This window comes from Sphingomonas sp. MMS24-J45, from assembly GCF_044881195.1.
GTDB lineage: Bacteria > Pseudomonadota > Alphaproteobacteria > Sphingomonadales > Sphingomonadaceae > Sphingomonas.
Map to the genome: position 1 here is coordinate 1,630,455 of NZ_CP173255.1, position 25,517 is coordinate 1,655,971.

General features: G+C 65.3%; 25 protein-coding genes and 1 riboswitch. Of the genes, 15 read left to right on the forward strand and 10 right to left on the reverse strand.

Annotation, left to right across the window (positions count from 1 at the left end; all coding sequences use genetic code 11):
* Positions 1 to 41 precede the first annotated feature (41 nt).
* Complete coding sequence (locus AB5I39_RS08250; protein WP_404373553.1) at positions 42 to 278, reverse strand: hypothetical protein; 237 nt, start codon at positions 276 to 278, stop codon at positions 42 to 44.
* Positions 279 to 372: 94 nt separating this feature from the next.
* Here AB5I39_RS08250 and AB5I39_RS08255 point away from each other — a divergent pair, with 94 nt between their 5' ends.
* Positions 373 to 2,196 (forward strand): ABCB family ABC transporter ATP-binding protein/permease, encoded by a 1,824-nt coding sequence (locus tag AB5I39_RS08255; RefSeq protein WP_404373556.1) that lies wholly within the window; start codon positions 373 to 375, stop codon positions 2,194 to 2,196.
* A 9-nt stretch (positions 2,197 to 2,205) separates the two neighbouring features.
* Entirely contained in the window at positions 2,206 to 3,027 is an 822-nt protein-coding gene (locus AB5I39_RS08260) for an APH(3')-I family aminoglycoside O-phosphotransferase (protein WP_404373559.1), read from the forward strand.
* Between the two features lie 20 nt (positions 3,028 to 3,047).
* On the opposite strand, the gene AB5I39_RS08265 is transcribed toward AB5I39_RS08260, so the two are convergent.
* Positions 3,048 to 3,356, reverse strand: coding sequence for a GNAT family N-acetyltransferase (locus AB5I39_RS08265; protein WP_404373562.1), 309 nt, complete (start codon positions 3,354 to 3,356; stop codon positions 3,048 to 3,050).
* A gap of 8 nt (positions 3,357 to 3,364) precedes the next feature.
* On the opposite strand from AB5I39_RS08265, the gene recQ reads away from it, so the two are divergent.
* The 8 genes from recQ to AB5I39_RS08305 all read left to right on the forward strand — a co-directional run bounded on the left by recQ (position 3,365) and on the right by AB5I39_RS08305 (position 10,094).
* On the forward strand, positions 3,365 to 5,128 hold the full coding sequence (gene recQ / locus AB5I39_RS08270) for a DNA helicase RecQ (protein WP_404373565.1): 1,764 nt from the start codon (positions 3,365 to 3,367) through the stop codon (positions 5,126 to 5,128).
* A complete protein-coding gene (locus AB5I39_RS08275) occupies positions 5,125 to 5,886 on the forward strand; it encodes a DUF4272 domain-containing protein (RefSeq protein ID WP_404373568.1) in 762 nt (253 codons plus the stop codon). The genes recQ and AB5I39_RS08275 overlap by 4 nt, the downstream gene beginning before the upstream one ends.
* Positions 5,887 to 5,910: 24 nt before the next feature.
* Positions 5,911 to 6,345, forward strand: a complete 435-nt coding sequence (locus tag AB5I39_RS08280; protein ID WP_404373571.1) for a TIGR01244 family sulfur transferase — start codon at positions 5,911 to 5,913, stop codon at positions 6,343 to 6,345.
* Entirely contained in the window at positions 6,342 to 6,755 is a 414-nt protein-coding gene (locus tag AB5I39_RS08285) for a hypothetical protein (protein WP_404373573.1), read from the forward strand. Before AB5I39_RS08280 ends, AB5I39_RS08285 begins: the two co-directional genes overlap by 4 nt.
* 64 nt (positions 6,756 to 6,819) lie before the next feature.
* Positions 6,820 to 7,806: a sterol desaturase family protein gene (locus AB5I39_RS08290; RefSeq protein ID WP_404373576.1), complete on the forward strand. Its 987-nt coding sequence runs from the start codon at positions 6,820 to 6,822 to the stop codon at positions 7,804 to 7,806.
* On the forward strand, positions 7,740 to 9,326 hold the full coding sequence (locus AB5I39_RS08295; protein ID WP_404373579.1) for a GMC family oxidoreductase: 1,587 nt from the start codon (positions 7,740 to 7,742) through the stop codon (positions 9,324 to 9,326). Before AB5I39_RS08290 ends, AB5I39_RS08295 begins: the two co-directional genes overlap by 67 nt.
* Positions 9,323 to 9,493: a hypothetical protein gene (locus AB5I39_RS08300; RefSeq protein WP_404373582.1), complete on the forward strand. Its 171-nt coding sequence runs from the start codon at positions 9,323 to 9,325 to the stop codon at positions 9,491 to 9,493. Before AB5I39_RS08295 ends, AB5I39_RS08300 begins: the two co-directional genes overlap by 4 nt.
* A 27-nt stretch (positions 9,494 to 9,520) precedes the next feature.
* A riboswitch (ZMP/ZTP riboswitch) is annotated at positions 9,521 to 9,601 on the forward strand.
* Between the two features lie 16 nt (positions 9,602 to 9,617).
* The gene (locus AB5I39_RS08305; RefSeq protein ID WP_404373585.1) at positions 9,618 to 10,094 is read left to right on the forward strand and encodes a protein tyrosine phosphatase family protein; all 477 of its coding nucleotides are present in this window, start codon (positions 9,618 to 9,620) and stop codon (positions 10,092 to 10,094) included.
* 110 nt (positions 10,095 to 10,204) lie between these two features.
* Here the strand turns inward: AB5I39_RS08305 and AB5I39_RS08310 are convergent, their stop codons facing one another.
* The 7 genes from AB5I39_RS08310 to AB5I39_RS08340 form a co-directional block, all read right to left on the reverse strand.
* Positions 10,205 to 11,620, reverse strand: a complete 1,416-nt coding sequence (locus tag AB5I39_RS08310) for an ammonium transporter (protein WP_404374076.1) — start codon at positions 11,618 to 11,620, stop codon at positions 10,205 to 10,207.
* Between the two features lie 26 nt (positions 11,621 to 11,646).
* The gene (locus AB5I39_RS08315; protein ID WP_404373588.1) at positions 11,647 to 11,985 is read right to left on the reverse strand and encodes a P-II family nitrogen regulator; all 339 of its coding nucleotides are present in this window, start codon (positions 11,983 to 11,985) and stop codon (positions 11,647 to 11,649) included.
* A gap of 134 nt (positions 11,986 to 12,119) precedes the next feature.
* Positions 12,120 to 12,329 carry a DUF2007 domain-containing protein gene (locus tag AB5I39_RS08320; protein WP_404373591.1) on the reverse strand — a complete coding sequence of 70 codons (210 nt, stop codon included), beginning with the start codon at positions 12,327 to 12,329 and terminating at the stop codon, positions 12,120 to 12,122.
* Positions 12,326 to 12,895 (reverse strand): pyridoxamine 5'-phosphate oxidase family protein, encoded by a 570-nt coding sequence (locus tag AB5I39_RS08325; RefSeq protein ID WP_404373594.1) that lies wholly within the window; start codon positions 12,893 to 12,895, stop codon positions 12,326 to 12,328. Before AB5I39_RS08325 ends, AB5I39_RS08320 begins: the two co-directional genes overlap by 4 nt.
* Before the next feature lie 42 nt (positions 12,896 to 12,937).
* The gene (gene tldD / locus AB5I39_RS08330; protein WP_404373597.1) at positions 12,938 to 14,368 is read right to left on the reverse strand and encodes a metalloprotease TldD; all 1,431 of its coding nucleotides are present in this window, start codon (positions 14,366 to 14,368) and stop codon (positions 12,938 to 12,940) included.
* A gap of 135 nt (positions 14,369 to 14,503) precedes the next feature.
* Positions 14,504 to 14,911, reverse strand: a complete 408-nt coding sequence (locus tag AB5I39_RS08335; RefSeq protein ID WP_404373599.1) for a DUF3224 domain-containing protein — start codon at positions 14,909 to 14,911, stop codon at positions 14,504 to 14,506.
* 62 nt (positions 14,912 to 14,973) lie between these two features.
* Positions 14,974 to 15,207 carry a zinc-finger domain-containing protein gene (locus AB5I39_RS08340; RefSeq protein ID WP_404373601.1) on the reverse strand — a complete coding sequence of 78 codons (234 nt, stop codon included), beginning with the start codon at positions 15,205 to 15,207 and terminating at the stop codon, positions 14,974 to 14,976.
* A 92-nt stretch (positions 15,208 to 15,299) separates the two neighbouring features.
* Here AB5I39_RS08340 and AB5I39_RS08345 point away from each other — a divergent pair, with 92 nt between their 5' ends.
* The 5 genes from AB5I39_RS08345 to AB5I39_RS08365 all read left to right on the forward strand — a co-directional run bounded on the left by AB5I39_RS08345 (position 15,300) and on the right by AB5I39_RS08365 (position 23,787).
* Positions 15,300 to 16,226, forward strand: a complete 927-nt coding sequence (locus tag AB5I39_RS08345; protein WP_404373604.1) for an ABC transporter ATP-binding protein — start codon at positions 15,300 to 15,302, stop codon at positions 16,224 to 16,226.
* A gap of 101 nt (positions 16,227 to 16,327) precedes the next feature.
* Positions 16,328 to 17,917: an L-aspartate oxidase gene (gene nadB, locus AB5I39_RS08350; RefSeq protein WP_404373605.1), complete on the forward strand. Its 1,590-nt coding sequence runs from the start codon at positions 16,328 to 16,330 to the stop codon at positions 17,915 to 17,917.
* Between the two features lie 171 nt (positions 17,918 to 18,088).
* A complete protein-coding gene (gene bla / locus AB5I39_RS08355) occupies positions 18,089 to 19,177 on the forward strand; it encodes a class A beta-lactamase (RefSeq protein WP_404374078.1) in 1,089 nt (362 codons plus the stop codon).
* A gap of 194 nt (positions 19,178 to 19,371) precedes the next feature.
* Positions 19,372 to 22,152 (forward strand): DNA polymerase I, encoded by a 2,781-nt coding sequence (gene polA, locus AB5I39_RS08360; RefSeq protein WP_404373608.1) that lies wholly within the window; start codon positions 19,372 to 19,374, stop codon positions 22,150 to 22,152.
* A 114-nt stretch (positions 22,153 to 22,266) separates the two neighbouring features.
* Positions 22,267 to 23,787, forward strand: coding sequence for a lipopolysaccharide biosynthesis protein (locus tag AB5I39_RS08365; RefSeq protein ID WP_404373610.1), 1,521 nt, complete (start codon positions 22,267 to 22,269; stop codon positions 23,785 to 23,787).
* Between the two features lie 122 nt (positions 23,788 to 23,909).
* On the opposite strand, the gene purH is transcribed toward AB5I39_RS08365, so the two are convergent.
* Positions 23,910 to 25,475, reverse strand: a complete 1,566-nt coding sequence (gene purH / locus AB5I39_RS08370; RefSeq protein WP_404373613.1) for a bifunctional phosphoribosylaminoimidazolecarboxamide formyltransferase/IMP cyclohydrolase — start codon at positions 25,473 to 25,475, stop codon at positions 23,910 to 23,912.
* Positions 25,476 to 25,517 lie beyond the last annotated feature (42 nt).

The window sequence follows — 25,517 nt, forward strand, 5'->3', positions numbered from 1 at the left end:
CCGCACGGGGGCTAGCGTAGCACAAGCCCGCAGGCGTGGCATCAACCGTGCGGATGTATTTCCTGCGGTTGCACTTGCGCCATGCGCGTGCCCGTTGCTCGGCAGGAGGCGGCTACCACCGGATAATCGATGTCGCTGTTGCGCGCGATCGCGGCGGGCATTGCCTGCTGACAGGCTCGGATCGACTGATACTGGGCCGGTTCGATTCGTGTCTGCTGGCACGCGGTGTTGCCATCGCCGCAACCCATGATCGCCATGACGTAGAATAGGGGTTCCATCGTCTCGTCCTCTCGGGTGTAAAAACGATGGGCCGGGGCGCTTGTTCCACGAAGCGCTTTCAGGGGCGCTTGACTGTGCCTACATGGGGGGCAGATGCCACCCGATACCGCCACCTCCTCGACCGCGCCCGAACGGCCCATGCTGCCGACGCTCAAGCGCTTCCTGCCCTATCTGTGGCCCGCCGACGCGCCGATCCTGCGGTTGCGGATCGTGGGGGCGATGGCGCTGGTCGTGGCGTCGAAGGTCACGCAGGTCTATGTCAGCGCCTATACGCTGAAATGGGCGGTAGATCGCATGGCGCAGGGCGAACGCAGCGCGGCCTGGCTCGTGATCGCGCTGGTGCTCGGCTATGCCGGTGCGCGCTTCTCCACGACGTTGTTCGACAACCTCCGCAATGCTGTGTTCGAACGCGTCGGGCAGGATGCGACCAGACGGCTTGCGGCGAGCGTGTTCCGCCACCTCCACCAGCTTTCGCTGCGCTTCCACCTCGAACGTCGCACTGGTGCCGTCACCAAAGTGGTCGAACGGGGCACCAAGAGCATCGATACGATGCTGTACTTCATGCTGTTCAACATCGCGCCAACGGTGCTGGAACTGGTGTTGGTGCTCAACATCTTCCGCAGCAATTTCGGTTGGGGGCTGGTTGCGGCGACGGTGGCGATGGTCGCAGTCTACATCTGGTTCACACGGGCGGTGACCGATTGGCGCGCGGCGCTGCGCACGCGGATGAACGATCTCGATACCGGCGCGGTCAGCCATGCGGTCGATTCGCTGCTCAATTTCGAAACGGTCAAATATTTTGGCGCGGAGGAACGCGAAGGCCGGCGCTACGACGCCGCGATGCTGGCGTACGCCAACGCCGCAGTGACATCGGAAAACTCGCTCGCCTGGCTCAACATCGGGCAAGCGCTGATCACCAACCTGATGCTCGGCGGCGGGATGGCGTTCGTCGCCTGGGGCTGGGGCCGCGGGAGCTTCTCGGCGGGCGACGTGGTGTTCGTCTCCACCCTGCTCAGCCAGTTATTCCGCCCGCTCGATCTGCTCGGTATGGTCTATCGCACGATCCGGCAGGGCGTGATCGACATGGGCGCGATGTTCGACCTGATCGACACGCCGTCCGAAGTGGTCGACGTGCCCGGCGCGCCCGCGTTGACCGTTGGGAGCGGCCATGTCCGCTTCGAAAACGTGCGCTTCGGCTACGACCCGGGGATGCCGATCCTTAAAGGCATCGACCTCGATATTCCGGCGGGCAAGACGCTCGCGGTGGTCGGGCCGTCGGGCGCGGGCAAATCGACGCTCGCGCGGCTGCTGTACCGTTTCTACGACCTGACTGGCGGCCGCATTACCGTCGATGGGCAGGATATTTCCGAAGTAACGCAGGCAAGCCTGCGCGCCGCGATCGGCATTGTGCCGCAAGATACGGTGCTGTTCAACGATACGATCGGCTACAACATCGCCTATGGCCGGGAGGGCGCGAGTCAGGCCGAGATCGAGACGGCCGCGCGCGGCGCGGCGATCGCTGGCTTCATCGAACGCCAGCCGGAGGGCTATGACACGCGCGTCGGCGAACGCGGACTGAAACTGTCGGGTGGCGAGAAGCAGCGCGTGGCGATCGCACGCACCCTGCTCAAGGACCCGCCGGTGCTGATCCTCGACGAGGCGACCAGTGCGCTCGACAGCCGAACCGAGGGGGAGATCCTCGACACGTTGCAGGCGATCGAACGCGGCCGCACCACGATCGTGATCGCGCATCGCCTGTCGACCGTGGTCCATGCCGATGAGATCGTCGTGCTGGAGGCGGGGCAAGTGGTGGAACGCGGCAGCCACGCTGCGCTGCTGCGCAAAAACGGCCTCTACGCGGAAATGTGGAACCGCCAGGCGCAGGAGCGGGCGGAAGAGGCGGTCGCGGCGGAGTAAGAGGGTACGATGAGCGACGATCGTGCGGAACGCGAAGCGGCCTGTTTGCCGATGGCGGTTCCGGCGTGCATGGCGGAGCAGATCGGCGGGTACCAATGGTCACGCGATCTGGTCGGCGAATCCGGCGGCGCGGTGTACCGGCTGCACGGCAAAGCGGGCGCGCCGGATCTGTTCCTGAAGCACGGGGGTGCTGTCATCGCCGATGACATTACCGACGAAATGGCGCGGCTACGCTGGCTGGCCGGGCATCTCCCGGTGCCGCAAGTCGTTCATTTCGTGCGGACGCCGGATGAGGCGTGGCTGTTGATGAGCGCTCTGCCCGGACGGACCGCCTTCCAATTGCTTGAGGATGCCGGGGAGGAAGACCGACGCGCGATCGTCGACGCGCTGGCCGGCTTCCTGCGGCGACTCCATGCGATTCCGCTCAGCGATTGCCCCTTCGCCAGCGATCATGCGTATCGCCTCGCCCGTGCGCGGGAGCGGATCGACGCCGGGCTGGTCGAGGAAGACGAATTCGACGTGGAGCGCGAAGGCTGGACCGCGCAGCAGGTGTGGGACGCGCTCCAGGCGCTGCTGCCGCTCGCGCCCGATCCGGTCGTTACGCATGGGGACTTCTCGCTCGACAACATCCTGCTGCGCGATGGCGCGGTGGTTGGCTGCATCGATGCGGGTCGGGTTGGGATCGCCGATCGCTATCAGGACCTCGCGATCCTGTGGAGCTGCCTCGGCGAATTCAACTCGCGCCTGCAGGAGCGGCTGCTTGACCGCTACAACATCGACGTGGATCGCGCCAAGCTGCACTTCCACTTGATGCTGGACGAATTGTTCTGACGCGTAGTGCGGCGCGGCCGCTATCGCAGCAACGCGCGATATTCCGGATGTTTTTCGATGAACGCCGCCACAAACGGGCATTGCGGAATGACCTTCAACCCGCGGTCGCGCGCCGAATCGAGCGCGGCGCGGATCAGTTTCGAGCCGACCCCGCGCCCCTCCAGCGCCTTGGGGACGATCGTATGGGTGAAGACGATCGTATCGCCCTCCATCTGATACGCCGCGACGGCGCGCTTGCCACTGACGACCAGTTCGAATTCGGCCTCGGCCTTGTTGTCGATGACGCTTTCCATCGGCTGCGCTTGCATCGGGCGGGCGGCTTCGCGCAAGAGGGCGCGTGATCGACCCCCTTCCCATATTGCAGTCCACTTTCGGCTTTCCGGGCTTTCGCGGCGTCCAGCAACAGGTGGTCGAACGCGTTCTGTCAGGAGAGAATACCCTCGCGGTGATGCCGACCGGCGCGGGGAAGTCGCTCTGCTATCAGCTCCCCGCGCTCGCGCTGACCGGCACCTGCGTGGTGGTATCGCCGCTGATCGCGCTGATGCACGATCAGTTGCGCGCGGCGACCGCGATCGGGATCAGCGCCGCCACGCTCACCTCGGTCGATACGGATCAGATGGAGACGATCGCGCGCTTCCGCCGCGGCGAGCTCGACTTGCTCTATGTCGCGCCCGAACGCGCTTCGAGCCAGAGTTTCCGAGATCTGTTGGGGCAGGCACCGCTCGCCTTGTTCGCGATCGACGAGGCGCATTGCGTGTCGGAGTGGGGGCATGACTTCCGCCCCGATTACCGGCTGCTGCGGCCGTTGCTCGATGCCTTTCCGAACGTGCCGCGCCTCGCGCTGACCGCAACTGCGGACGCGCATACCCGTGCCGATATTCTCGAGCAGCTCGGCATTCCGCAGGACGGGATGATTGTCGCGGGGTTCGATCGGCCCAACATCCAGTACCGCATCAGTCCCAAGGACAATGCCACGCGTCAGATTGCCGATCTCATCGCGGAAACGCCGGGGGCGGGCATCGTCTATGTCCAGAGTCGTGCAGGGACCGAGAAGATGGCCGAGGCGCTCGCCAAGACCGGCCGCCCGACGCGCGCCTATCATGCCGGGCTCGATCCGTCGGTGCGCGCGCGCAACCAGGCCGATTTCGTGGCGAGCGAAGACATGGTGATGTGTGCGACGGTCGCGTTCGGCATGGGGATCGACAAGCCCGACGTGCGCTTCGTCGCGCATGCCGGGCTGCCCAAGTCGATCGAGGCCTATTATCAGGAAACGGGCCGCGCGGGCCGCGATGGCGATCCGGCGGTGGCGCATCTGTTCTGGGGCGCCGAGGATTTCGCGCGGGCACGGCAGCGCATCGGCGAGGTCGAACCCGCACGCCAGCCGGGCGAGCGGCAGCGGTTGCAGGCGCTCGGCGCGCTAGCCGAGACGGCGGGGTGCCGGCGGCGCATTCTGCTCAAGCATTTCGGCGACGATGCGCCGGAAAATTGCGGGAATTGCGACAATTGCCTCAACCCGCCCGCCAGCGTCGATGCGACGGAGGTGGCGAGGAAGTTTCTCTCCGCCGTCTTTCGCACAGGGCAGAGCTTTGGCGCGGGCTATATCGAACAGGTCCTGATCGGCCAGTCGAGCGAGCGCAGCCTGATGAACGGGCATGAGGCGCTGGGCGTGTTTGGTATCGCATCGTCGCCGGAGGAAATCGCGCTGATCAAGCCGGTCGGGCGGGCGTTGCTGCTGCGCGATGCCTTGCGCGCGAACGATTTCGGCGGTCTGGAGTTTGGCCCCGGCGCACGCGCGATCCTTAAGGAGGGCGAACGCGTCGATCTGATCGTCCCGCCGAAGCGCGCGCGGCGACGGCGTGGGGAAGCGGTGTCCAACCCGACCGGCGATCCACTGTTCGAGGCGCTACGTACCAAACGGCGCGAATTGGCGCTGGAGGCGAGCGTGCCGCCTTACGTGATCTTCCACGATTCGGTGCTGCGCGAAATGGCGCTGCTGCGCCCGTCGTCGCTGGCGGCGATGGGGCGGATCACGGGCGTGGGCGCGCGGAAACTCGAGGCCTATGGCGAGGCTTTCCTCGGAGTGATACGACGGACGCCATGAGAATTTTCCTCTTCATTGCGGTGGCCGCGCTCGTCATAGCCTGTGTGGCGTGGGGCTCGCGTGCCGTATTCGCCAAGGCGCGTCTCACCGCGCCGGTTGAGCATGCGATTTCTGGTGCGTCCGATGCAGAAGCTCGACGCAACCGAACGAACGCGATTTTGCGCGGCCAAGGAGTGCCGATCCTGGCGTCGCTGCCCGTCATCGAATCCGAACGCGAAGTAATTCTCCCGTCTCAGAAGGAGGTCACCATGCGTGCCGTTGCGACGCTGGTCGTCGCGCTGAAGGGGGAGGGGCTTGAACAAAACGACATCGACAGATTGGTCGCGCGCTATGATCTGACCAAATGGCTTTCCCCAGACGAAGCGGCGTTCATAGCCGATGCGAGACCGAGCGAGCGCGATCGGTTGGTGCATTCGTGGCGCTATGAAGCCGCCAATACTTTGTTGTGGACGCTTGGTCTGGTCGAGCATCTTGGCCCGCCGCGCAGCCCCTGTGATCCTGCGGCGCTCGCTTCGCTGCTAAAGAAATATTCGCGCAGTGAATTGCTGGCGAAAGCAAAATTGCGCCCGACCGCTGAGATTCTCGACGAGGCTGATTTGATTTATCGTTATCGTTGGGCGCTTGTTGATGCGGGCGTTAACAAGCGCCCCCCGCCTGCCGGCCTCAGCGACGACGTTGCTATGGAACGGCATCAGGCGCTCAACTGGATAATCTATCATGCCGAACAGCCGTGGGATGAAATTACGCTGGATACATGATCCAGCGCTTGGCAAGAACGGCACATGACCATCCTCCGCACTATCGACGCGACCATTTCCGTCGCCCCGCAGATCGACCCTGACGACATGGCGGAGATCGCTGCGTCGGGATTTACCGCGATCGTCAACAATCGCCCCGACGGCGAGGATTTCGGGCAGCCGAGCGGCGACGAGATCGCGGCGGCGGCGGCCGAGCTTGGCCTCACCTACACCGCGATCCCGATCACGCATGCCGGTTTCTCGCACCCGCAGATCGACGCGATGGCGGCGGTACTCGCCGACGCCAAGGGGCCGGTGCTGGCCTATTGCCGCTCGGGCACGCGCTCGTGCAATCTGTGGGCGCTGGCGGCGGTGAAGGCGGGCACGCATCCCGATACAGCGATGGCAAAGGCGGCGGCGGCGGGATATGATCTCACTGGCTTGCGACCGTTGCTCGACGCCTTATCTACGGTGGCATGAACTGGATCGTTCTCAGCTATAGTCTGGCAGGCGTGCTTGGCCTCGCGCTTTTCGCGCGTTGGCTGCGGCTGGGCGAGAGCCGGATCGTCAGCGAAGCGCAGGCGCGCGAGACCGCCGAGCAGATGTTGGCGGGCTTCGTGGCGCATGGCGCGTTACTGGGAACCGACGGCAATGCCGCTTTGGTCGCGGGCAATGGTGCGATCGCCATCCTCAAACGTCACGGCGCGAAGATCGTGGCACGGCGGCTGATCGCGCCGCTCGGGCTCACCCAGGCGGTCGAGGGGGTACAGGTCGAAACGGGCGAGCGGCTGTTCGGCGGAGTCCTGCTGTTCGGCGTCGTCGCGGACGAGGTGCGCGCTCTGGAGGCTTCGGTCGGGCGTGCGTCGGGCGTGGTTGTCGCGCTCCACTGATTCCCAACCTGTTGACCGGTCGCCCATTGACAAGGTGCCACTGACAGTCGTGTAAATAGCGACGATGGTTTTGCCCGATCCCGTCCAATATGCCGTGCCCGGCTTCATCCTGCTCGTACTGGCGGAGATGATCGTCGCGCGGATTCGCGATCGGAGCCGCTATGAGCCGCGCGATACGCTGACCTCGCTGATGCTCGGGCTGGGCAGCACCGTGGCGGGCGCGCTGTCGGGCGCCGCGGTGTTCGCGCTGGCGATGTGGGTGTGGCAGTTCCGCGCCTTCGACATCGGATACCAATGGTATTGGTTCGTCATCGCCTTCGTGATCGACGATCTCGCCTATTACGTCTTCCATCGCTCGGCGCACCGCGTGCGGTGGTTCTGGGCGAGCCACGTGATTCACCATTCGAGCCAGCATTATAATCTGTCGACCGCGCTGCGGCAGACTTGGACCGGCTTCTTCAGCGTCAGTTTCCTGTTCCGCCTGCCGCTGTTCCTGATCGGCTTTCCGCCGCCGATGGTGTTCTTCGTGGCGGGGCTGAACCTGATCTATCAATTCTGGATTCACACCGAGGTGATCGACCGGATGCCGCGCTGGTTCGAGGCGGTGATGAACACGCCGTCGCACCACCGCGCGCACCATGCGACCAACCCGCGCTATCTCGACAGCAATTATGCTGGCGTTTTCATCATCTGGGACCGGATGTTCGGCACCTTCGTGCCCGAACGCGACGATGATCGCCCGCGCTATGGCATCGTCAAGAATCTCGGTAGTTTCAACCTGTTATGGGCGGCGTTCCACGAATGGATCGGCATCGCGCAGGATGTGTGGCGTGCGCCCGGGCTTCGTGCCAAGCTCGGTTATATCGTGATGCCGCCGGGGTGGAGCCATGACGGCAGCCGCGATACGTCGGAAACGATCAAGGCGCGCTGGCGTGAAACAATGACACTGAAGTCGGCAAAGCCCGGCGGGTCTGGAGAGATGGAATGGAAGAAGCCGATATCGTCGTCGTCGGGGGTGGATCCGGCGGGGCGGCTGCTGCCGGACGCCTGAGCGAAGGAGGCAGGTTCTCGGTCGCCTTGCTGGAGGCGGGCGGGCGCAACACCGGCCTTCGCACGCGCATCCCGGCGTTCCTGGCGTTCCAGACCGACAAGACCAATTGGAATTACGAAACCGTACCGCAGCCTGGCCTGAACGGCCGCCGCGGGCATCAGCCGCGCGGCAAGGGGCTGGGCGGATCGAGCGCGATCAACGCGATGATCTACATCCGCGGCAACGCATGGGATTACGACAATTGGGCGGCGATGGGGTGCCCTGGCTGGTCGTATGACGACGTGCTGCCGTGGTTCAAACGCTGCGAACACAATGTGCGCGGGGCGGATGATTTCCACGGTGCCGATGGCCCGCTGTGGGTCAGCGAGCAGCGCTTCCCCAACCCCGGCAGCCTCGATTTCGTCGAGGCGGGGGCGAGCCTGCAAATCCCGCGCAATGATGATTTCAATGGCGCGCGGCAGGATGGGATCGGCATCTACCAGGTGACGCAGAAGGGCGGCGAGCGCTGGACCTCGGCGCGCGCCTATCTCGGCGACAAGCCTGCCAGCCCCAATCTGCACGTCCTGACCGGCGTGACGGCGGAGCGGGTGCTATTCGAGGACGGCCGCGCCTGGGGCGTCGCCTATCTGCAAGGCGGCGAGTCCAAGGTGATCCGCGCGCGACGTGGCGTAATCCTGGCGGGCGGGGTGTTCGGCACCGCGCAACTGCTGCAGCTCTCCGGCATCGGCCCGGCGGCGCATCTGCAGGAACACGGGATCGCAGTGCGGGTCGACCGGCCCGCCGTGGGCGCGAACCTGCAAGACCATATCGATTATGTCGCCGCGTTCGAAACGCCGGGGAAGAACTTCGTCGGCAACTCGCTGAAGGGGACGCTGGCGATGGGCTCGGCGTTGATAAACTGGCTGCGCAAGCGCGAGGGAATGATGACGACGCCCTTCGCCGAGGCGGGCGGATTCCTGACCGTCATGCCCGATGCGCCCGCACCCGACGTGCAGCTGCACTTCGTGATTGCCGCGCTGGAGGATCATGGCCGCACCAAGGTGCCGGGGCATGGCTATTCGTGTCACGTCTGCGTGCTGCGGCCGGAGAGCACCGGCACCGTGCGGCTCGCATCAGGCGATGCGCGCGCCGCGCCAGTCATCGACCCCGCTTTCTTCAGCGATTCGCGCGACATGGAGGTGATGAAGGCTGGCGTGCGCGCGATGTACCGAATCCTCGAACAGCCGCCACTTTCCAACCATCAGGGCCGTGATCGCTATCCGATCGACCTTCGCGACGACGAAGCGCTCGAACGGCTGATCCGCGCGCGCGCGGATACCGTCTATCACCCGGTCGGCACGGCGCGGATGGGATCGGACGATGCGGCGGTGTGCGATCACCGCTTGCGCGTGCGCGGGGTGGAGGGGCTGTACGTCGCCGATGCCTCGATCATGCCCAAGCTCGTCTCGGGCAATACCAATGCGCCCTCGATCATGATCGGCGAACGCTGCGCCGATTTCGTGACGGCCGATCTGGGGTGAGCGAAGACGCGCCCAGGGAAAAGACCGACTGGCGGCGGATCGGCGTGATCGCGGCGGTGACGCTGGTGCCCGGCGGGTTTTTGCTGGGCGCGGCGCTGGCGCTCCGGCGGATGCGGGCGGAGGCGGAGCGGGAGGTGGCTGAGAGCGAGCCCGACGAGGAGTCCTAGCGGGACGACTGAGATTGCGGTACGATCGCGGCGTCGCGTGACTGGCGAGACAGGTGGAGCACCACCGTGGAGCGCGACCTGGAACCGCCGCTCGCCTGGGCATCCTCTGACTGAAGGAGCCCGCATGTCCGACCCGACCCATATCCCGAACTGGCACCGCCTCGACGCGCGGATCACGACGTCGGGCCAGCCGAGCGAAGCCGAACTGGAGGAAATCGCCGCGAGCGGCGTGCAGCACGTCGTAAATCTTGCGCTGCACACGCACGAACGCGCGCTGCCCGACGAAGCGGCTAGCGTTGCCGCAGCGGGGATGACCTATACGCACATCCCGGTTGCCTTCGATGCGCCGAGCGAAGCGGATTTTGTGCGCTTCTGTGAGGTGCTCGACACGCTCGGCGATGCGCCGGTGCACGTCCACTGCATCCTCAACCTGCGCGTCTCGGCCTTCTTCTACCGCTATCGCCGCGATGTGCTGCGGTGGGACGAGGCGGCGGCGCGTGCACCGATGGAGGCGCTGTGGCAGCCGGGCGGGGTATGGGCGGCGTTCATCGGCGATACGGATGCCATAAACCTGCCGCACCGTCCGCCGCGGAAAGCCTGATCTCCAGCGACAAAAAAGGGCCGGTGCGTTGCCGCACCGGCCTAAGTGTGTCCGCAGGAGGAACATGGTTTGGGTAACGCCGCTCCCCCGAACGGCGCCCCCCAATCTCGTCAATAATTGTAGGCGCGCTCGCCATGCTCGTTGATGTCGAGACCTTCGTGCTCGACTTCTTCCGAGGGGCGGATGCCAACGGTATATTTCAGCGCGAGGAACAGGATCGCCGAGATCCCGCCCGACCACAGCAGGGTCACGCCAACGGCCTCGACCTGCGTGACCAACTGCGCGGCCATGTCGTACACGCCGGCCTTGGCGACGGGTGCGGTGTAATCGACGAAGCCCTGGCCGCCGAGCGTCGGGCTGGCGACCACGCCAGTGCCGATCGCGCCGAAGATACCGCCGACGCAGTGCACGCCGAACACGTCGAGCGAGTCGTCATATTTGCCGAGGTTCTTCACCGTGGTGACGAAGAAGAAGCACAGCGGCGAGACGAGCAGGCCGAGTACGACCGAGCCCATCGGCGAGGCAAAGCCCGAGGCCGGGGTGATCGCCACCAGCCCCGCAACCGCACCGGTCACCGCGCCGAGCAGCGACGGCTTGCCGTGCTTCACCTGGTCGATCACCGCCCAGGAGACCGCTGCCGCTGCCGTGGCGACGAAGGTGTTGATGAAGGCGAGTGCGGCGAGGCCGTTCGATTCGAGGTTGGACCCGGCGTTGAAGCCGAACCAGCCGACCCATAGCAGGCTGGCGCCGATCATCGTCATGGTCAGCGAGTGCGGCGGCATCGGCTCCTTGCCGTAGCCAGCGCGCTTGCCGATGATGATGCAGCCGACCAGGCCAGCGATACCGGCGTTGATGTGGACGACGGTGCCGCCCGCGAAATCCAGCGCGCCCTTGCCCCACAGGAAGCCGTAATCGGTCGGCGCGGCGTGCAGGAAATCCGGGCCCGCCCAATACCAGACCATGTGCGCGATCGGGAAATAGACGATCGTCATCCACAGCACGGTGAAGATCATCAGCGGCGTGAACTTCACCCGTTCCGCAAACGCCCCGACGATCAGCGCAGGCGTGATGCACGCAAAGGTCATCTGGAACACGATGAAGGCATATTCCGGGATGTAGACCCCGTTCGAGAAGGTCGCGGCGAGCGAATTGGCATCGACGCCCTTCAGGAACAGCTTGCCGAAGCCGCCGACGAATTGCGATCCGCCGGTGAAGGCCATCGAATAGCCCCAGCTCACCCAGACCAGGGCGGCGATGCTGACGATCATGAACACCTGCATCAGCACCGACAGCATGTTCTTGGTGCGCACCAAACCGCCGTAGAACAGCGCGAGGCCGGGCACCGACATCATCAGCACGAGAGCCGAGGAGATCAGCATCCAGCTCGTGTCGCCCTTATTGACCATCGCAGCGGTTGGCACGAACGGTGCGGCTGCGGCGGGCGCCTGCGCCCAAGCCGGAAGAGCCGCGAACAGGGCGGCCCCTGCAAAGCCTGCGGCAAGCCCAAATTTGGTCGATTGCTTCATCGATACCCCCTTGAGGACGGCGGCGCTCACAGCGCAGTCTCGTCGGTTTCGCCGGTGCGGATGCGGACCGCTTGGCCGACATCGAGCACGAAGATTTTCCCATCGCCGATCGCGCCGGTATTGGCCGATGCCTGGATCGCCTCGACCACCTTGTCGGTCAGGCTGCTGCCGCACACGACCTCGATCTTGATCTTCGGGACCATGTTCGTGCTGTATTCGGCACCGCGATAGATTTCGGTCTGCCCCTTCTGGCGCCCGAAACCCTTCACCTCGGTGACGGTCATGCCCGCCACGCCGATTTCGGTGAGCGCTTCGCGCACCTCGTCGAGCTTGAACGGTTTGATGATGGCGATGACAAGCTTCACGCGCGACCCCCCTGTTTGGTCCTGCGGCTATCCTCGCAATCTGCGTGCCAGAGTCGAAAACGCACGATTCCGCGCGGTTTCGGGAACAAAACCGTTACGAACGCGTAAATTTTTGTGCAGTTGCGAAAGCGTGCCTAAGAATCGGGCACGCCACCAAGGATTTCCCGGGCGGCCTCAGCATCGCCTTCATCCACCATCACGCGCACGGGAATGAAGAACTGGCTGCCGTCCGCGATGCTGGCATTGCCGTCGAGGGCGACCGCCGGGATGTCCGCCGATTGCAACAGGCCGATCACCATATGCGCTTCGTTACGGGCGTAGCGTCCGATCTCGACCAGACTCATCGTGGTGGAAGCGGATCGAAGACCGGCATTACGGTCTGTACCCGCACCGGTAGCCCATCAATGCTGCGGTCGCGCGTCGCGATCTTGGCAAGACGGTCGGCGGGCTCCTGCTGTGCATGATATTTGACCAGCGTGGTGCGTTCGCGTTCGACCGTCATGTGCGGCACGCCCCAGCCGCAACTCGTCTGCACGCTGTCGACCGCAATATCGAACACTTGCCGCGCGCCGGCGAGGCGGGGGAAGTGCGCGGCGAAGGCGTCATAGCCCGGCTCGCCCGCCACGACGAAGCTACCCGCGCCATAGAGCCGCAGGATCAGCGCGGGATTGTCGAACGCGCAGAACATGATCGTGATGCGCCCGTCCGCGCTCAGATGCGCCTGCGTCTCATTCCCCGATCCGCCAAGATCGAGATAGGCGACGCGATTGGGTCCCAACACGCGGAAGCAATCGAGGCCCTTGGGGCTGAGGTTGACCCGCGTTCCCTCTGCCGCGGTGGCGACGAAGAAAACTGGCTGCTTTGCGATGAAGGACCGATGGTCGTCGTTCAGGGCGGAGAAGAATTCCATGCCTATCTCCTACCTGTAGGACCATCGGCGGAAAAGCCGCGACTAAACCGCCGTCCCGCCGACCGTCAGTCCCGCCACCAGCAACGTCGGCTGCCCGACCCCGGCGGGCACGCTCTGCCCGCCCTTGCCGCACATGCCGATGCCTTCATCGAGCGCGAAATCGTTGCCGATGCCTTCGACGCGGGTGAGGCAGGACGGGCCGTCGCCGATCAGCGTCGCGCCCTTGATCGGCGCGCCGATCTTGCCGTTCTCGACACGGTACGCCTCGGTGCAGCTGAACACGAATTTGCCCGACACGATATCGACTTGCCCGCCGCCGAACGACTTGGCGAAGATGCCGTTCTTCATACGGCTCAGCAGTTCAGCGGGATCGTCCTTCCCGCCGCGCATGAAGGTGTTGGTCATGCGGGGCATTGGCGCGTGCGCGAAGCTCTCGCGGCGGCCGTTGCCGGTCGGCGCGACGCCCATCAGCCGGGCGTTGAGGCGATCCTGGATATAGCCCTTCAGGATGCCGTCCTCGATCAGCACATTCTCCTGCGTCGGCGTGCCCTCATCGTCGATCGACAGCGATCCACGCCGGTCGGCGATCGATCCGTCATCGACCACGGTGACGCCCGGCGCGGCGACACGCTCGCCGATCCGCCCTGAAAATGCCGAGGTGCCCTTGCGGTTGAAATCACCCTCGAGCCCGTGGCCGATCGCCTCGTGCAGCAGGATGCCGGGCCAGCCGGGTCCGAGCAGCACGGTCATCTCACCCGCAGGTGCATCGACCGCGTCGAGATTAACGACCGCTTGCGCCAGCGCTTCGTCGATCGCGCGGTTCCACGTCGCGGGTTCCATGAGGTCGTTGTAAAGATAGCGCCCGCCGATCCCGAAGCTGCCGGTCTCGCGACGGCCATTCTGTTCGACCACGATGCTGACGTTGAGGCGCACCAGCGGGCGCACGTCGGTGGCGATGAAGCCATCGGCGCGGACGATCTCGACGACGTTCCAATTGCCCATCAGCGACACCGATACCTGCGCCACGCGCGGATCGCGCGCGCGCGCAGCGGCGTCGATCGTCTGGCACAGGTTCACTTTGTCGGCGAAGGGCACCAGGTCGAGGGGATCGGCTGCCGTATAGAGATGGCGGTTGGTGGCGCGCGGCGGCCCGGCCTTGGGTGCGGCGGACGGGTCGATCAGCGCCATCGTCTCGCTCGCGCGGCGGATTGCGGCGGCGCTGAGTTCATTGGCATGGGCGAAGGCGGTCATCTCGCCCGATACGGCGCGCAGCCCGAATCCCGAATGCGTGTCGTAGCTCGCGGTCTTCAACCGCCCATCATCGAAGCCGAACGCTTCGGACTTGCGATATTGCAGGTACAATTCGCCATCGTCGGCCTTGCCGAGCGCGGCGGCGGTCAGCGCCTGCGCTTCCTGCGGGTCGAGTTGACCATCGTGATACAGGAAGGCGCGGGGATCTGTGGAGCTAGTCATCCAGTGAAGATAGGGACGGGGTGCGCCTTCGTAAATGGCGTTGAGGTTTCAGCTACAGCGCTACAAGCACCCTTTACCGTCACCCCGGCCTTGTGCCGCGGCCCACCCCGCCGCAGGGCCAAAGTGGCGGACGGGTTATGCAGCAGGCAGCGTATAAGCCAGATCATACTCGTGCTTGCCGCCAGTCACCTTGATCGTGAAGCTGCCCGTAATCCCCTCCAGCGCGCCGGTGCCGCTGTCGGGCGCGATGATCACCGAAAGATCGGCGTCGCCGGTCTTGGTGATGGTACCGCGGTGAAGCAGCAGGAAGCTGCCCGCCTTGCCATCGACGCTGCCGCTGAACTGGTCGATCGCGACATAGCCGGCGGGCTTTCCCGGCTGCGGCGTGCCCGCCGCCAGCATCGTGCCGGTCGCAGTACCGGTCATGCCGCCTGTGAAGGTCTTGGCGATGCCCATGCGGCTGGTCGGCAATCCGTCGGCGGGCGCGTCGCCTTGTGCTTCGGGCGTCATCTTGACTTCGAACGTGCCGGTCGCGTGGTGCATCGGAATCCTTTCAGGGGCTGCAGCGATCAGCGCAATCGGCGCCAGCAGCAGCCAGTGCGGCCTCACCGCCCTGCGCCATCACCATGATCGTGCAGCGTCGTCGGATCGACCCCATCGGCCGGGCCACCGATCAGCACAAAACGCCGGTCGCAATAGCCGCAATCGACATAGCCGCTCTCGTCGATTTCCAGGAACACGCGCGGGTGCCCCAGGCTGGCCCCGCCTGGAATATCGGTCGCGCCGTCACAGACGTTGCGCGCATGGGTGACACGGAGGATTTCGGGCGGGGCGATCATGCGGCGTGCGATAGCAGCGGAGGTGCACCCGAACAATCCTTCCCGTGCCGCGAAGGATTGAGGTTGTGACCTCGCGCGCGTAGGGCAGGGGCATGACCGAAGCCGCCATCTCCATCGCCAATCTGTGCAAGACCTATAAGGGCGGAAAGCGGGCGCTCGACGATGTGTCGTTCGATGTGCCCCGCGGACAGATCTTCGGGCTGCTCGGGCCGAATGGCGCGGGCAAATCGACGCTGATCAACATCCTGGCGGGCCTCGTCAACAAGACCAGCGGCACGGCCTCGATCTGGGGTTTCGACATCGACCAGCATCCGCGCAACGCCAAGGTTTCGATTGGCATCGTCAATCAGGAAATCCTGTTCGATCCCTTTTTCTCGCCCGCCGAAACGCTCGAGATTCAGGCCGGGCTCTACGGCGTGCCGAAGGACAAGCGCCGCACGATGGAATTGCTGCGCGCGGTACATCTGGAGGACAAGGCCAATGCCTACGCCCGCACGCTTTCGGGCGGGATGAAGCGGCGATTGATGGTGGCCAAGGCAATGGTGCATTCCCCGCCGGTGCTGGTGCTCGACGAACCGACCGCGGGCGTCGATATCGAATTGCGCCAGCAGCTGTGGGCCTATGTCCGCTCGCTCAATGCCGCGGGCGTGACGGTCGTGCTGACCACGCATTACCTCGAAGAAGCCGAGGAATTGTGTGACCGGATCGCGATCATCAACCACGGCAAGGTGATCGCGAACAAGCCGACGCGCGAGCTGGTCGGGATGGCGACCGAGAAATTGGTCGAGGTGACGGTCGATCGCGATGTGGGCCTGCCGCCGAGTGCCGCCTGTTTCCAGAAGATCGAGCTGAAGGGCAGCCGCACGCTCGCCATCACCTATGCTAAGGACAAGGTGAATGCTGGCGAAGTGCTGGCGGCAGTGCAGGCCGATGGCTACGGGATCGTGGACGTATCGACGCGCGAGGCCGATCTGGAGGATGTGTTCCTCAATTTGACGCGGGCGAGCAACGCGGGGTGACGCCGGCCCGTTCGTGCTGAGCTTGTCGAAGCACCGACTTTCTTTTTACTTTCGATAACAAGGACAGGGCTTCGGCAAGCCCAGCCCGAACGGAGATTTGGGTGCCGCATAATCCTCACCAAACCGACGTCCTCATCATCGGCTCCGGCGCGGCCGGGCTGACCGCAGCGCTGAACCTCGCCGATCGCTTCAAGGTCACGGTGCTCGCCAAGGGCGCGATGAACGAAGGGTCGACCGCCTGGGCGCAAGGCGGAATCGCTGCCGTGCTCGAGGAAGGCGACACCTTCGAAAGCCATATCGAGGACACGATGGTCGCGGGCGCGGGGTTGAACGACCGCGCGACGGTGGAATTCGTGGTCGAACGCGCGCCCGCCGCGATCGCGCGACTCGAAGAGCTGGGCGTGCCCTTTGCGACGGAGGGAAATGCGCTGCACCTCACGCGCGAGGGCGGGCATAGCCACCGCCGCATCGTCCATGTCGCCGATGCGACTGGCTGGGCGGTGCAGGAGGCGTTGCAGCGCGCCGCTACCGATCACCCCAACATCACGCTGGTGCCCGACATGGTCGCGATCGATCTCGCGACCGGCAAGCATGAGGAGCGCTATTCTGGCGCGGGCCATGTGTGGGGCGTCTATGCCGTCAACCGCGCGACCGGTCGGGTTGAACTCTTCACCGCGCGCTCGACGATCCTCGCGACGGGCGGGGCGGGGCGCACCTATCTCTTCTCGACCGCCCCGCGCGGCGCGACCGGGGACGGCATTGCGATGGCGTGGCGCGCCGGGTGCCGCGTCTCCAACATGGAGATGATGCAGTTCCACCCGACCTGCCTCTACAATCTCGAGGTCAAGAACTTCCTGATTACCGAGGCCGTGCGCGGCGAGGGCGGGCATTTGCTCATCCCCGAGACCGGCTATCGCTTCATGCCCGATTTCGACGACCGGCTCGAACTCGCCCCGCGCGACGTGGTGGCGCGCGCGATCGACCATGAGATCAAGCGCCTCGGGCTCGATTACGTCCATCTCGACATCAGCCATAAGGGCGAGGCGTTCATCCGCGAACACTTCCCCAACATCTATGAAAAGCTGATGGGCCTGGGCATCGACATGACCAAGGAGCCGATCCCGGTGGTGCCCGCGCAGCATTATACCTGCGGCGGGATCGTGGTGGATCTGGACGGGCGGACCGACTTGCCCGGCCTCTATGCCGCCGGGGAGTGCACCGAGAGCGGGCTGCACGGGGCCAATCGCCTCGCCTCCAATTCGCTGCTCGAATGCTTCGTCTTTGGCGAGGCGTGCGCCGCGCATATCGCCGAGCATTGGGACGATCTGCCGCCGCCGCCGCCAATCCGCCCGTGGGACGAAAGCCGCGTCGCGGATTCGGACGAAGAGGTGGTCATCAAGCAGAACTGGACCGAAATCCGCCGCTTCATGTGGAATTATGTCGGCATCGTGCGTACGACCAAGCGGCTGGAGCGCGCGCAGCACCGCATTCGCCTGCTGACCGAGGAAGTGAACGATTATTACGGCCATTTCCGCGTCACGCCCGATCTGATCGAGCTGCGCAATTTGTTGCAGACCGCCGAGCTGATCGTGCGCTCGGCGCTCGCTCGCCATGAATCGCGTGGCTTGCATTACACGCTCGATTATCCCGATCTGTTGCCGGAGGCGCGCGACACGGTACTGGTTCCGTAAAAGCCCTTATGAGTTCAACGGGATAGCGAACGACTCTGCCACGATCGGCTCGCCCTGCGTCTCCGTCGCCTCGTCGCAAGCGCCTGCGGCAAGGACTTCTCAACCCTGTCATGCTCCTATCATGACTATGACTGGGGTTCGCGGGACGCGGGGCAGGCAGTGGTGACACACATTCACGACAGGCGAGTGCTGCGGGCGACGGCGACGATCGCGCTCGCCACCTTGACCGCCGCTTGCGTGAGCGCGCCCGCGCCGCAGGTCGCGCGGGTCGCGCCGGTGCCGATCACCCCCGCGCCGGTCCGTACCCCGACACCGCCCGCGCCTCGCCCAGCCAGCGCGCCGACCGCGCTCGCCGCCAGCGTCGCGGCGCTGGTGCGAAGTTTCGACGGACGGGTCGGCGTCGCGGTGCGCAGCGTCGACCAAGGCTGGACGGTCGACAGCAACGGCGACCAGCGCCTGCCGCAACAAAGCGTCAGCAAATTGTGGGTCGCAATGACGGTGCTGGACCAGCGCGACTCCGGTCGGCTCAAGCTCGATGATCCGGTGACGGTGCGGCCGGAGGATTTGACGCTGTTCCATCAGCCGATCGCTGCGCTCGTGAAGGGCGAGGAAGGTTACAAGACGACGGTCGGCGAATTGCTGCAACGCGCGCTGACGATGAGCGACAATACCGCCAACGACCGGCTGCTGCGCTATGTCGGTGGGCCGACCGCGGTGCGCGCGTTCCTGCAACGCAAGGGGCTCGACAACATCCGCTTCGGCCCGGGCGAGCGGCTGTTGCAGGCGCAAACCGCGGGCCTAACCTGGAAACCCGATTTTGCCCGCGGCAACGCCTTTGCGCAGGCGCGTGCCAAGCTGCCGACACTCGACCGGATCGCGGCGTTCGAACGCTATGTCTCCGATCCGCCCGATGGCGCCGCCCCCGTCGCGATCGCCAATGCTTTGGCACGGCTGAAACGCGGTGATCTGCTGTCGAAGGCGTCGAGCGATTATCTGATCGGCACGATGGAGTCCTCGCGGACCGGCAAGATGCGGATGCGCGGCGCGGTGCCGCCGGGGTGGAGCTTTGGCCACAAGACTGGGACCGGGCAGGATCTGGGCAAGCGCACCGCGGGCTATAACGATGTCGGCCTGCTGATCGCGCCCGACGGCAAATCCTATGCAATCGCGGTGATGATCGGCGACACGCCCAAACCGATCCCGGATCGCCAGGCGCTGATGCAAGCGGTGGTGGCGAGCGTGGTGGCGAACCACGGGTAGCGGCCCGGCATTCACCTACCCCCGTTCGCCCTGAGCTTGTCGAAGGGCTGCCATTCTTTCCGCGCTTGAAAAAGAAGGGCATGGCTTCGACAACCCCGGATCCAGTCCGGTGCCGAACGGATGGAGGTGGGTACCCGCACTCGTCCTCATAACTCGGGCTTGGGCAAAGCGCATCGCGCTGCTATCTCCCGCTAATGCCGCATCTCTATCTCGTCGATGGCTCGGGTTATATCTTCCGCGCCTATCACCGCCTTCCGCCGCTGACCAACGTGCATGGCGAGCCGGTGGGCGCGGTCTATGGCTATACGACCATGCTGTGGAAGCTGGCGGACGAGCTGCACAAGGCCGACGGCCCGACGCATATGGCGGTGATCCTCGACAAATCGTCCAAGACCTTCCGCAACGATCTGTACGACCAGTACAAGGCGCACCGCCCGCCGCCGCCGGAGGATCTGGTCCCGCAATTCCCGATGATCCGCGATGCAACGCGCGCCTTCTCGCTGCCGTGCATCGAGACCGAGGGGCTGGAGGCGGACGACATCATCGCGTGCTATGCCAAGGCCGCGCTGGCGCAGGGTTGGTCGGTCACGATCGTGTCGTCGGACAAGGATCTGATGCAGTTGATCGAGCCGGGGCTCGACTTGTACGACACGATGAACAACCGCCGCCTGGGGCCGGAGCATGTCGCGGAGAAGTTTCACGGCATCACGCCCGCGCAATTGGGCGACGTGCTCGCGCTGATGGGCGACAGCGTCGACAACGTGCCGGGCGTCACCGGCGTCGGCCCCAAGACCGCGGCCAAGCTCATCCTGGAGCATGGCGATCTCGAAAGCGTGCTCGCTGCAGCGCCGTCGATGAAGCCCGGCAAGCTGCGCGACAATCTGATCGAACAGGCCGACAATGCCCGCCTGTCGAAGGAATTGGTTACGCTGCGCTGCGACGTCGCGCTGCCCGAGCCGCTCGAAGATCTGGAGCTGAAGGGCATTCCCGATGCGCCGCTCCGCGCGTTTCTCGAACATCACGGCTTCAAATCGCTGCTCGCCAAATTGTCGGCGGTGGCCGACGCGCCGGTCACGCCGCACGCGCCGACCAAGATCACGCCGGTGGTCGAGGATCCGCCATGCGACCATGACGGCTATGAAACCGTGGTCGACGAGGCGGCGCTCGACCGTTGGATCACCGTTGCGCGGCATCAGGGCTGGATCGCAATCGATACCGAGACGACGGGCGTCGATGCCACGCGCGCCGAGCTCGTCGGGATCAGCCTGGCGCTGCACCCCAATCTCGCCTGCTACATTCCGCTCGGCCATGGCGGATCGGGCCTGTTCGCGGAAAAGCCCGCCCAGCTCGACAGCGCGGTCGCACTCGCCAAGCTGAAGCCGCTGCTGGAGGATCCGGCGGTGCTCAAGATCGGGCACAATCTCAAATACGATCTGATCGTGCTGATGCGCGCCTATGCCGATTTGGGCGGGGTGCAGGTGGCGCCGATCGACGACACGATCCTGATGAGTTTCGATCTCGACGCAGGTCTGCACGGGCACGGCATGGATGAACTCGCCGCGACGCATCTGTCGCACAGCTGCATCGCGTATAAGGATGTGGTCGGCACCGGCAAATCGCAGCGCGGTTTCCACGAGATCGATCTCGATGCGGCGACACGCTACGCGGCCGAGGATGCGGATGTGACGCTCCGCCTGTGGCGGCGTTTGAAGCCGCGGCTTGCGGCCGAGGAAGCGACGCGGGTCTATGAAATGGTCGATCGTCCGCTCGCAGCGGTTGTAGCGCAGATGGAGATGCACGGGATCAAGGTCGATGCGGCCCGGCTCTCCGCGCTGTCGACCGAATTCGCGGGCGCGATGGGCGCGCTGGAAGTGGAGATCCACGCGCTCGCCGGTGGCCCATTCACGATCGGTAGCCCCAAGCAGTTGGGCGACGTGCTGTTCGAACGCATGGGCATCAAGGGCGGTCGCAAGGGCAAGTCGGGCGTCTATTCGACCGACGTGAACGAGCTGGAACGCATCGCCGCCGACAAGGATTCGCCGGGGCGCGATATTGCCGCAAAGGTGCTCGACTGGCGGCAATTGTCGAAGCTCAAATCGACCTATACCGATGCGCTGCAGGCGCAGATCAACCCCGCGACGGGGCGCGTCCACACCTCCTACAGCCTGACCGGCGCGCAGACCGGGCGACTGTCGTCGACCGACCCCAATCTGCAGAATATCCCGATCCGCACCGAAATCGGGCGGCAGATTCGCGATGCGTTTGTCGCGGAACCGGGCAATGTTCTGCTCGCCGCCGACTATTCGCAGATCGAGTTGCGTCTGGCCGCGCACATGGCTGACGTGCCCGCGCTGAAGCAGGCCTTTGCCGATGGCGCCGACATCCACAGCCTGACCGCGAAGGAATTGTTCGGCGAGGTCAATCGCGACACGCGCGGGCGGGCCAAGACGATCAACTTCGCAATCCTTTACGGCATCAGCCGCTGGGGCCTGGCCGGGCGGCTCGACGTGACGGCGGACGAAGCGCAGGCGATGATCGATCGCTATTTCGAGCGCTTCCCCGGCATCCGCAATTACATCGCCCGCACCACCGAGGAAGTGCGCGAACGCGGCTTCACCACCACGTTGTTCGGGCGGAAATGTCATTTCCCGCGGATCAATTCGAAGCTGCAGCACGAGCGCCAGGGCGCGGAGCGCGCCGCGATCAACGCGCCGATCCAGGGCACATCCGCCGACATCATCAAGCGCGCGATGGTGCGGATGGGCCCGGCGCTGGCCGATGCGGGCCTCGGCCATGTCCGCATGCTGCTGCAGGTGCATGACGAACTGGTGTTCGAATTGCCCGAAGGCGATGTCGCTGCGGCGAGCGCGGTGATCGAACGCGTGATGGCGACCGCGGCGGAACCGGCGATCACGCTCGATGTGCCGCTGGGGATCGAAATCGGCACGGGGCCGAGTTGGGGCGCAGCGCATTGATCGCGCAAGGCGGCAGCCGGCCACGTCCGGCTGACTCGCATCAGCGCGGACGGCGGGCTCTGCCCGACCGACGACGCGGCTTTGCCGCGTCGCTATCCCTATCGAGTTGTGCCAATGACGGCTGAATCCATCGCCGCCACCGGCGGACAGACCGCCGACGAAATCAACGCGCTCGCCAAGGGCGGACGGACCAACATCATCGGGTTCGTCATGCGGCTGGTCGCGCGCCTGCCGTTCCTGTTCATTGCAGGAAGGCTGTACGGGCCGGATACGCTCGGTACCTTCGCGCGCGCGGTGCTGTTCGTCGAGGTGGCTTCGCTGCTCGCCACTTTCGGGCTGAAGCGCGGCCTTGCGCTCGCGATTGCAGAGACCGACCGGCCGCACGTGCAGATCGTATGGGATTGCCTGGTCGTCGCGGCGCTCGCGTCCGGCGTGGCAAGCGGCATCCTGCTGCTCATGCCCGACGTGATGTTTCACAACAGCACGCCGACCGCACTCGAACGCCTCTTGCCGTGCATCATCGTTGCTGGCGCCTGGTCCGATCTGATGCTGGCCGCGCTCGCCTATCGCCGCAACGTGCGCGCGACGGTGACGGCGCGCGCGGTGATCGAACCCTGGACGATCTCAATCGCGGCGGGGCTGCTGTACCCGGTCGCGCGGCACGACGGGCTCGTGATCGCCTATATGCTGTCGATGATCGCGGCGTTGATCGCCTCGTTCGTGCCATTCGTGCGCAGCTATGGCGCGCCGACCGGGTGGCGGCTGCACCTCGGACGGACGGTCGCGCTGATCCGCCGCAATGCGCCGCTCGCCGGGGCGGATGCGCTGGAATGGGGCACGCGCAACGTCGACCGCTCGATCCTGTTCCTGATGTTCGAACCGCGCATCGTCGGCATTTACTGGATGGCGCAGCAGGTGGCCTCCATCCCGGGCAAGCTGAAGACCAGCTTCGACCCGATCCTGGGGCCGGTCATCACCTCGAGCTTGGCGCGCGGCGATACGGCGGGGGTGGCGAGCCAGGTGCGGCAAGTCGGTTTCTGGATTTTGGCGGCACAAACCGGCCTCGCGCTGATGGGTTCGATTCCGGGTGAGGCGGTGATGGGCACGGTCGGCCCGCAATTCGTCGCGGGAACGGCGGCGCTTGCCTTTCTGCTCTTCGCCGAGGCCGCAGCCTCAACCGGCGCAGTGTGCGAATCCGCCCTCGTCTATATCGCGCGGGTGCAGAACGTGGCGATTTCGATCGGGATGCTGCTGTTCCAGATCTGCCTCAGTTTTGGGCTCATCTTCGCGATGCAGGCGCTTGGCTGGCCGGTCGCCTATCAGGCCGCGGGCCCGGCGGCGGCCTTGTTCCTGTCGGTCACGCTGACCTCGGTGATCAAGTCCAATTACCTCGCGCGGCTGCTGAAGGCGCGCGTCGCCGGGTGGCGCTTGCCGATGCTGTGGGCGATCCTGGCGGCGGGCACCGTCGGTGCGGCCTTCACCGCTCTGCCGCCGCGCTTCGAATGGGTCGAACTGGCGATCGGCGAACCGGCGATCGCCTTGGTTTATATTTTCGTGCTGTACCGCTGGGCGTTCAAACCCGAAGACCGCGCGCTGTTCCGCAAGATGCCGGGGGGCGAGGCGCTTCCGGTGTAATCGGTTCGCGGGATTGGTCGGCGCGGGCAAAGCCCACGCCGTCGGTCGCCGCCGAGGCGGCGCCGGCCGGAACGATCGCTTCGCGCCCGTGCCATAGCGTGGCTATGGCGTGGGTTCGTCGGTCAGTGCCGAAAATGCCGCACGCCGGTAAACACCATCGCCAGCCCCGCGGCATCGGCGGCGGCGATCACCTCGTCGTCGCGGATCGACCCGCCCGGCTGGATCACTGCGGTCGCGCCCGCCTCAACAGCCGCCAGCAAGCCATCGGCGAACGGGAAGAAGGCATCCGACGCCACCGCCGAGCCGATCGTGCGCGGGGTGGCCCAGCCTGCCTTGTCGGCAGCGTCCTTCGCCTTCCACGTGGCGATGCGCGCTGATTCGAGCCGGTTCATCTGCCCCGCGCCGATCCCGGCTGTGCTGCCGCCCTTGGCATAGACGATCGCATTCGATTTGACGTGCTTGGCGACCGTCCAGGCGAAGCGGCAATCGGCCAGTTCGGCATCGGTCGGCTGGCGCTTGGTCACGACGGTCAGGTCGGGCGTTCCCGCCGCATCGCGCGACTGGATCAGGAATCCGCCCGCAATCGCCTTCATCACCCGCCCGCGCCGCGCTGGATCGGGCAGGTCGCCGGTCAGCAGCAGACGAAGATTCTTCTTGCGTGCAAACACCGCGCGCGCCGCGTCATCGGCATCCGGCGCCGCGACGACTTCGGTGAAGATGCCGGAGATCGCCTCGGCGGTCGGGCCGTCGAGCGGGCGGTTGACCGCGATGATCCCGCCGAAGGCCGAGACGGTGTCGCACGCGAAGGCGGTCTGATACGCCTCGATCAGCGTATCCGCGCTCGCCACGCCGCAGGGATTGGCGTGCTTGACGATCACCACCGTCGGCGGGCCGTCGCGGAATTCGCTGACCAGATCGAGCGCGGCATCGGCGTCGTTATAATTGTTGTAGCTCAGCTCCTTGCCCTGCACCTGCTGCGCCTGGGCGATGCCGTTCACGCCGCCGCCCGGCTGGGCATAAAGCGCGGCGATCTGATGCGGATTTTCGCCATAGCGCAGCTCCGCCTGCTTGATCATCGGCAGCGTGACGCGCGCCGGGAAGCGTTCGCCCTGATCGACATGATTGAACCAGCCAGCGATCGCCGCGTCATAGGCGGCGGTGGCGGAATAGGCCTTGGCGGCGAAGCGACGGCGGTCGGCGAGCGTCGTGCTGCCCAGCGCGACCAGCGGATAATCGGCCGGATCGGTGACGATCGCCACGAAGGCATGGTTCTTCGCGGCGGAACGCACCATCGACGGGCCACCGATGTCGATATTCTCGATGATCTCGTCGCGTTCCGCACCCTTCGCGACAGTCGCCTCGAACGGATAGAGGTTGACCACGACCAGATCGATCGCACCGATGCCGTGCTCCTCCATCGAGGCGACATGCGCGGCGTCGTCGCGCACCGCGAGCAGGCCGCCATGTACCACCGGGTGCAGCGTCTTGACGCGCCCGTCCATCATTTCGGGAAAGCCGGTCAGATCGCTGATGTCGCGCACCGTGAGCCCGGCATCGCGCAGCGCTTTGGCGGTGCCACCGGTCGAGACCAATTCGACGCCCTTTTCAGCAAGGCTGCGCGCAAGATCGACGATCCCTGTCTTGTCGGACACCGACAGAAGGGCGCGGCGAACGGGGATGTCGGTCATGGGGAGGCTCCGGGTCGGCGGGTTCGCGCGTCCCTGCCCCGT

Bases quoted from the DNA above. Each gene is read 5' to 3' on its own strand.
- AB5I39_RS08250 (WP_404373553.1), bottom strand. From the start codon at position 278: ATGGAACCCCTATTCTACGTCATGGCGATCATGGGTTGCGGCGATGGC.
- AB5I39_RS08255 (WP_404373556.1), top strand. From the start codon at position 373: ATGCCACCCGATACCGCCACCTCCTCGACCGCGCCCGAACGGCCCATG.
- AB5I39_RS08260 (WP_404373559.1), top strand. From the start codon at position 2,206: ATGAGCGACGATCGTGCGGAACGCGAAGCGGCCTGTTTGCCGATGGCG.
- AB5I39_RS08275 (WP_404373568.1), top strand. From the start codon at position 5,125: ATGAGAATTTTCCTCTTCATTGCGGTGGCCGCGCTCGTCATAGCCTGT.
- AB5I39_RS08280 (WP_404373571.1), top strand. From the start codon at position 5,911: ATGACCATCCTCCGCACTATCGACGCGACCATTTCCGTCGCCCCGCAG.
- AB5I39_RS08285 (WP_404373573.1), top strand. From the start codon at position 6,342: ATGAACTGGATCGTTCTCAGCTATAGTCTGGCAGGCGTGCTTGGCCTC.
- AB5I39_RS08290 (WP_404373576.1), top strand. From the start codon at position 6,820: ATGGTTTTGCCCGATCCCGTCCAATATGCCGTGCCCGGCTTCATCCTG.
- AB5I39_RS08295 (WP_404373579.1), top strand. From the start codon at position 7,740: ATGGAAGAAGCCGATATCGTCGTCGTCGGGGGTGGATCCGGCGGGGCG.
- AB5I39_RS08305 (WP_404373585.1), top strand. From the start codon at position 9,618: ATGTCCGACCCGACCCATATCCCGAACTGGCACCGCCTCGACGCGCGG.
- AB5I39_RS08310 (WP_404374076.1), bottom strand. From the start codon at position 11,620: ATGAAGCAATCGACCAAATTTGGGCTTGCCGCAGGCTTTGCAGGGGCC.
- AB5I39_RS08320 (WP_404373591.1), bottom strand. From the start codon at position 12,329: ATGAGTCTGGTCGAGATCGGACGCTACGCCCGTAACGAAGCGCATATG.
- AB5I39_RS08325 (WP_404373594.1), bottom strand. From the start codon at position 12,895: ATGGAATTCTTCTCCGCCCTGAACGACGACCATCGGTCCTTCATCGCA.
- tldD (WP_404373597.1), bottom strand. From the start codon at position 14,368: ATGACTAGCTCCACAGATCCCCGCGCCTTCCTGTATCACGATGGTCAA.
- AB5I39_RS08335 (WP_404373599.1), bottom strand. From the start codon at position 14,911: ATGCACCACGCGACCGGCACGTTCGAAGTCAAGATGACGCCCGAAGCA.
- AB5I39_RS08340 (WP_404373601.1), bottom strand. From the start codon at position 15,207: ATGATCGCCCCGCCCGAAATCCTCCGTGTCACCCATGCGCGCAACGTC.
- AB5I39_RS08345 (WP_404373604.1), top strand. From the start codon at position 15,300: ATGACCGAAGCCGCCATCTCCATCGCCAATCTGTGCAAGACCTATAAG.
- polA (WP_404373608.1), top strand. From the start codon at position 19,372: ATGCCGCATCTCTATCTCGTCGATGGCTCGGGTTATATCTTCCGCGCC.
- AB5I39_RS08365 (WP_404373610.1), top strand. From the start codon at position 22,267: ATGACGGCTGAATCCATCGCCGCCACCGGCGGACAGACCGCCGACGAA.
- purH (WP_404373613.1), bottom strand. From the start codon at position 25,475: ATGACCGACATCCCCGTTCGCCGCGCCCTTCTGTCGGTGTCCGACAAG.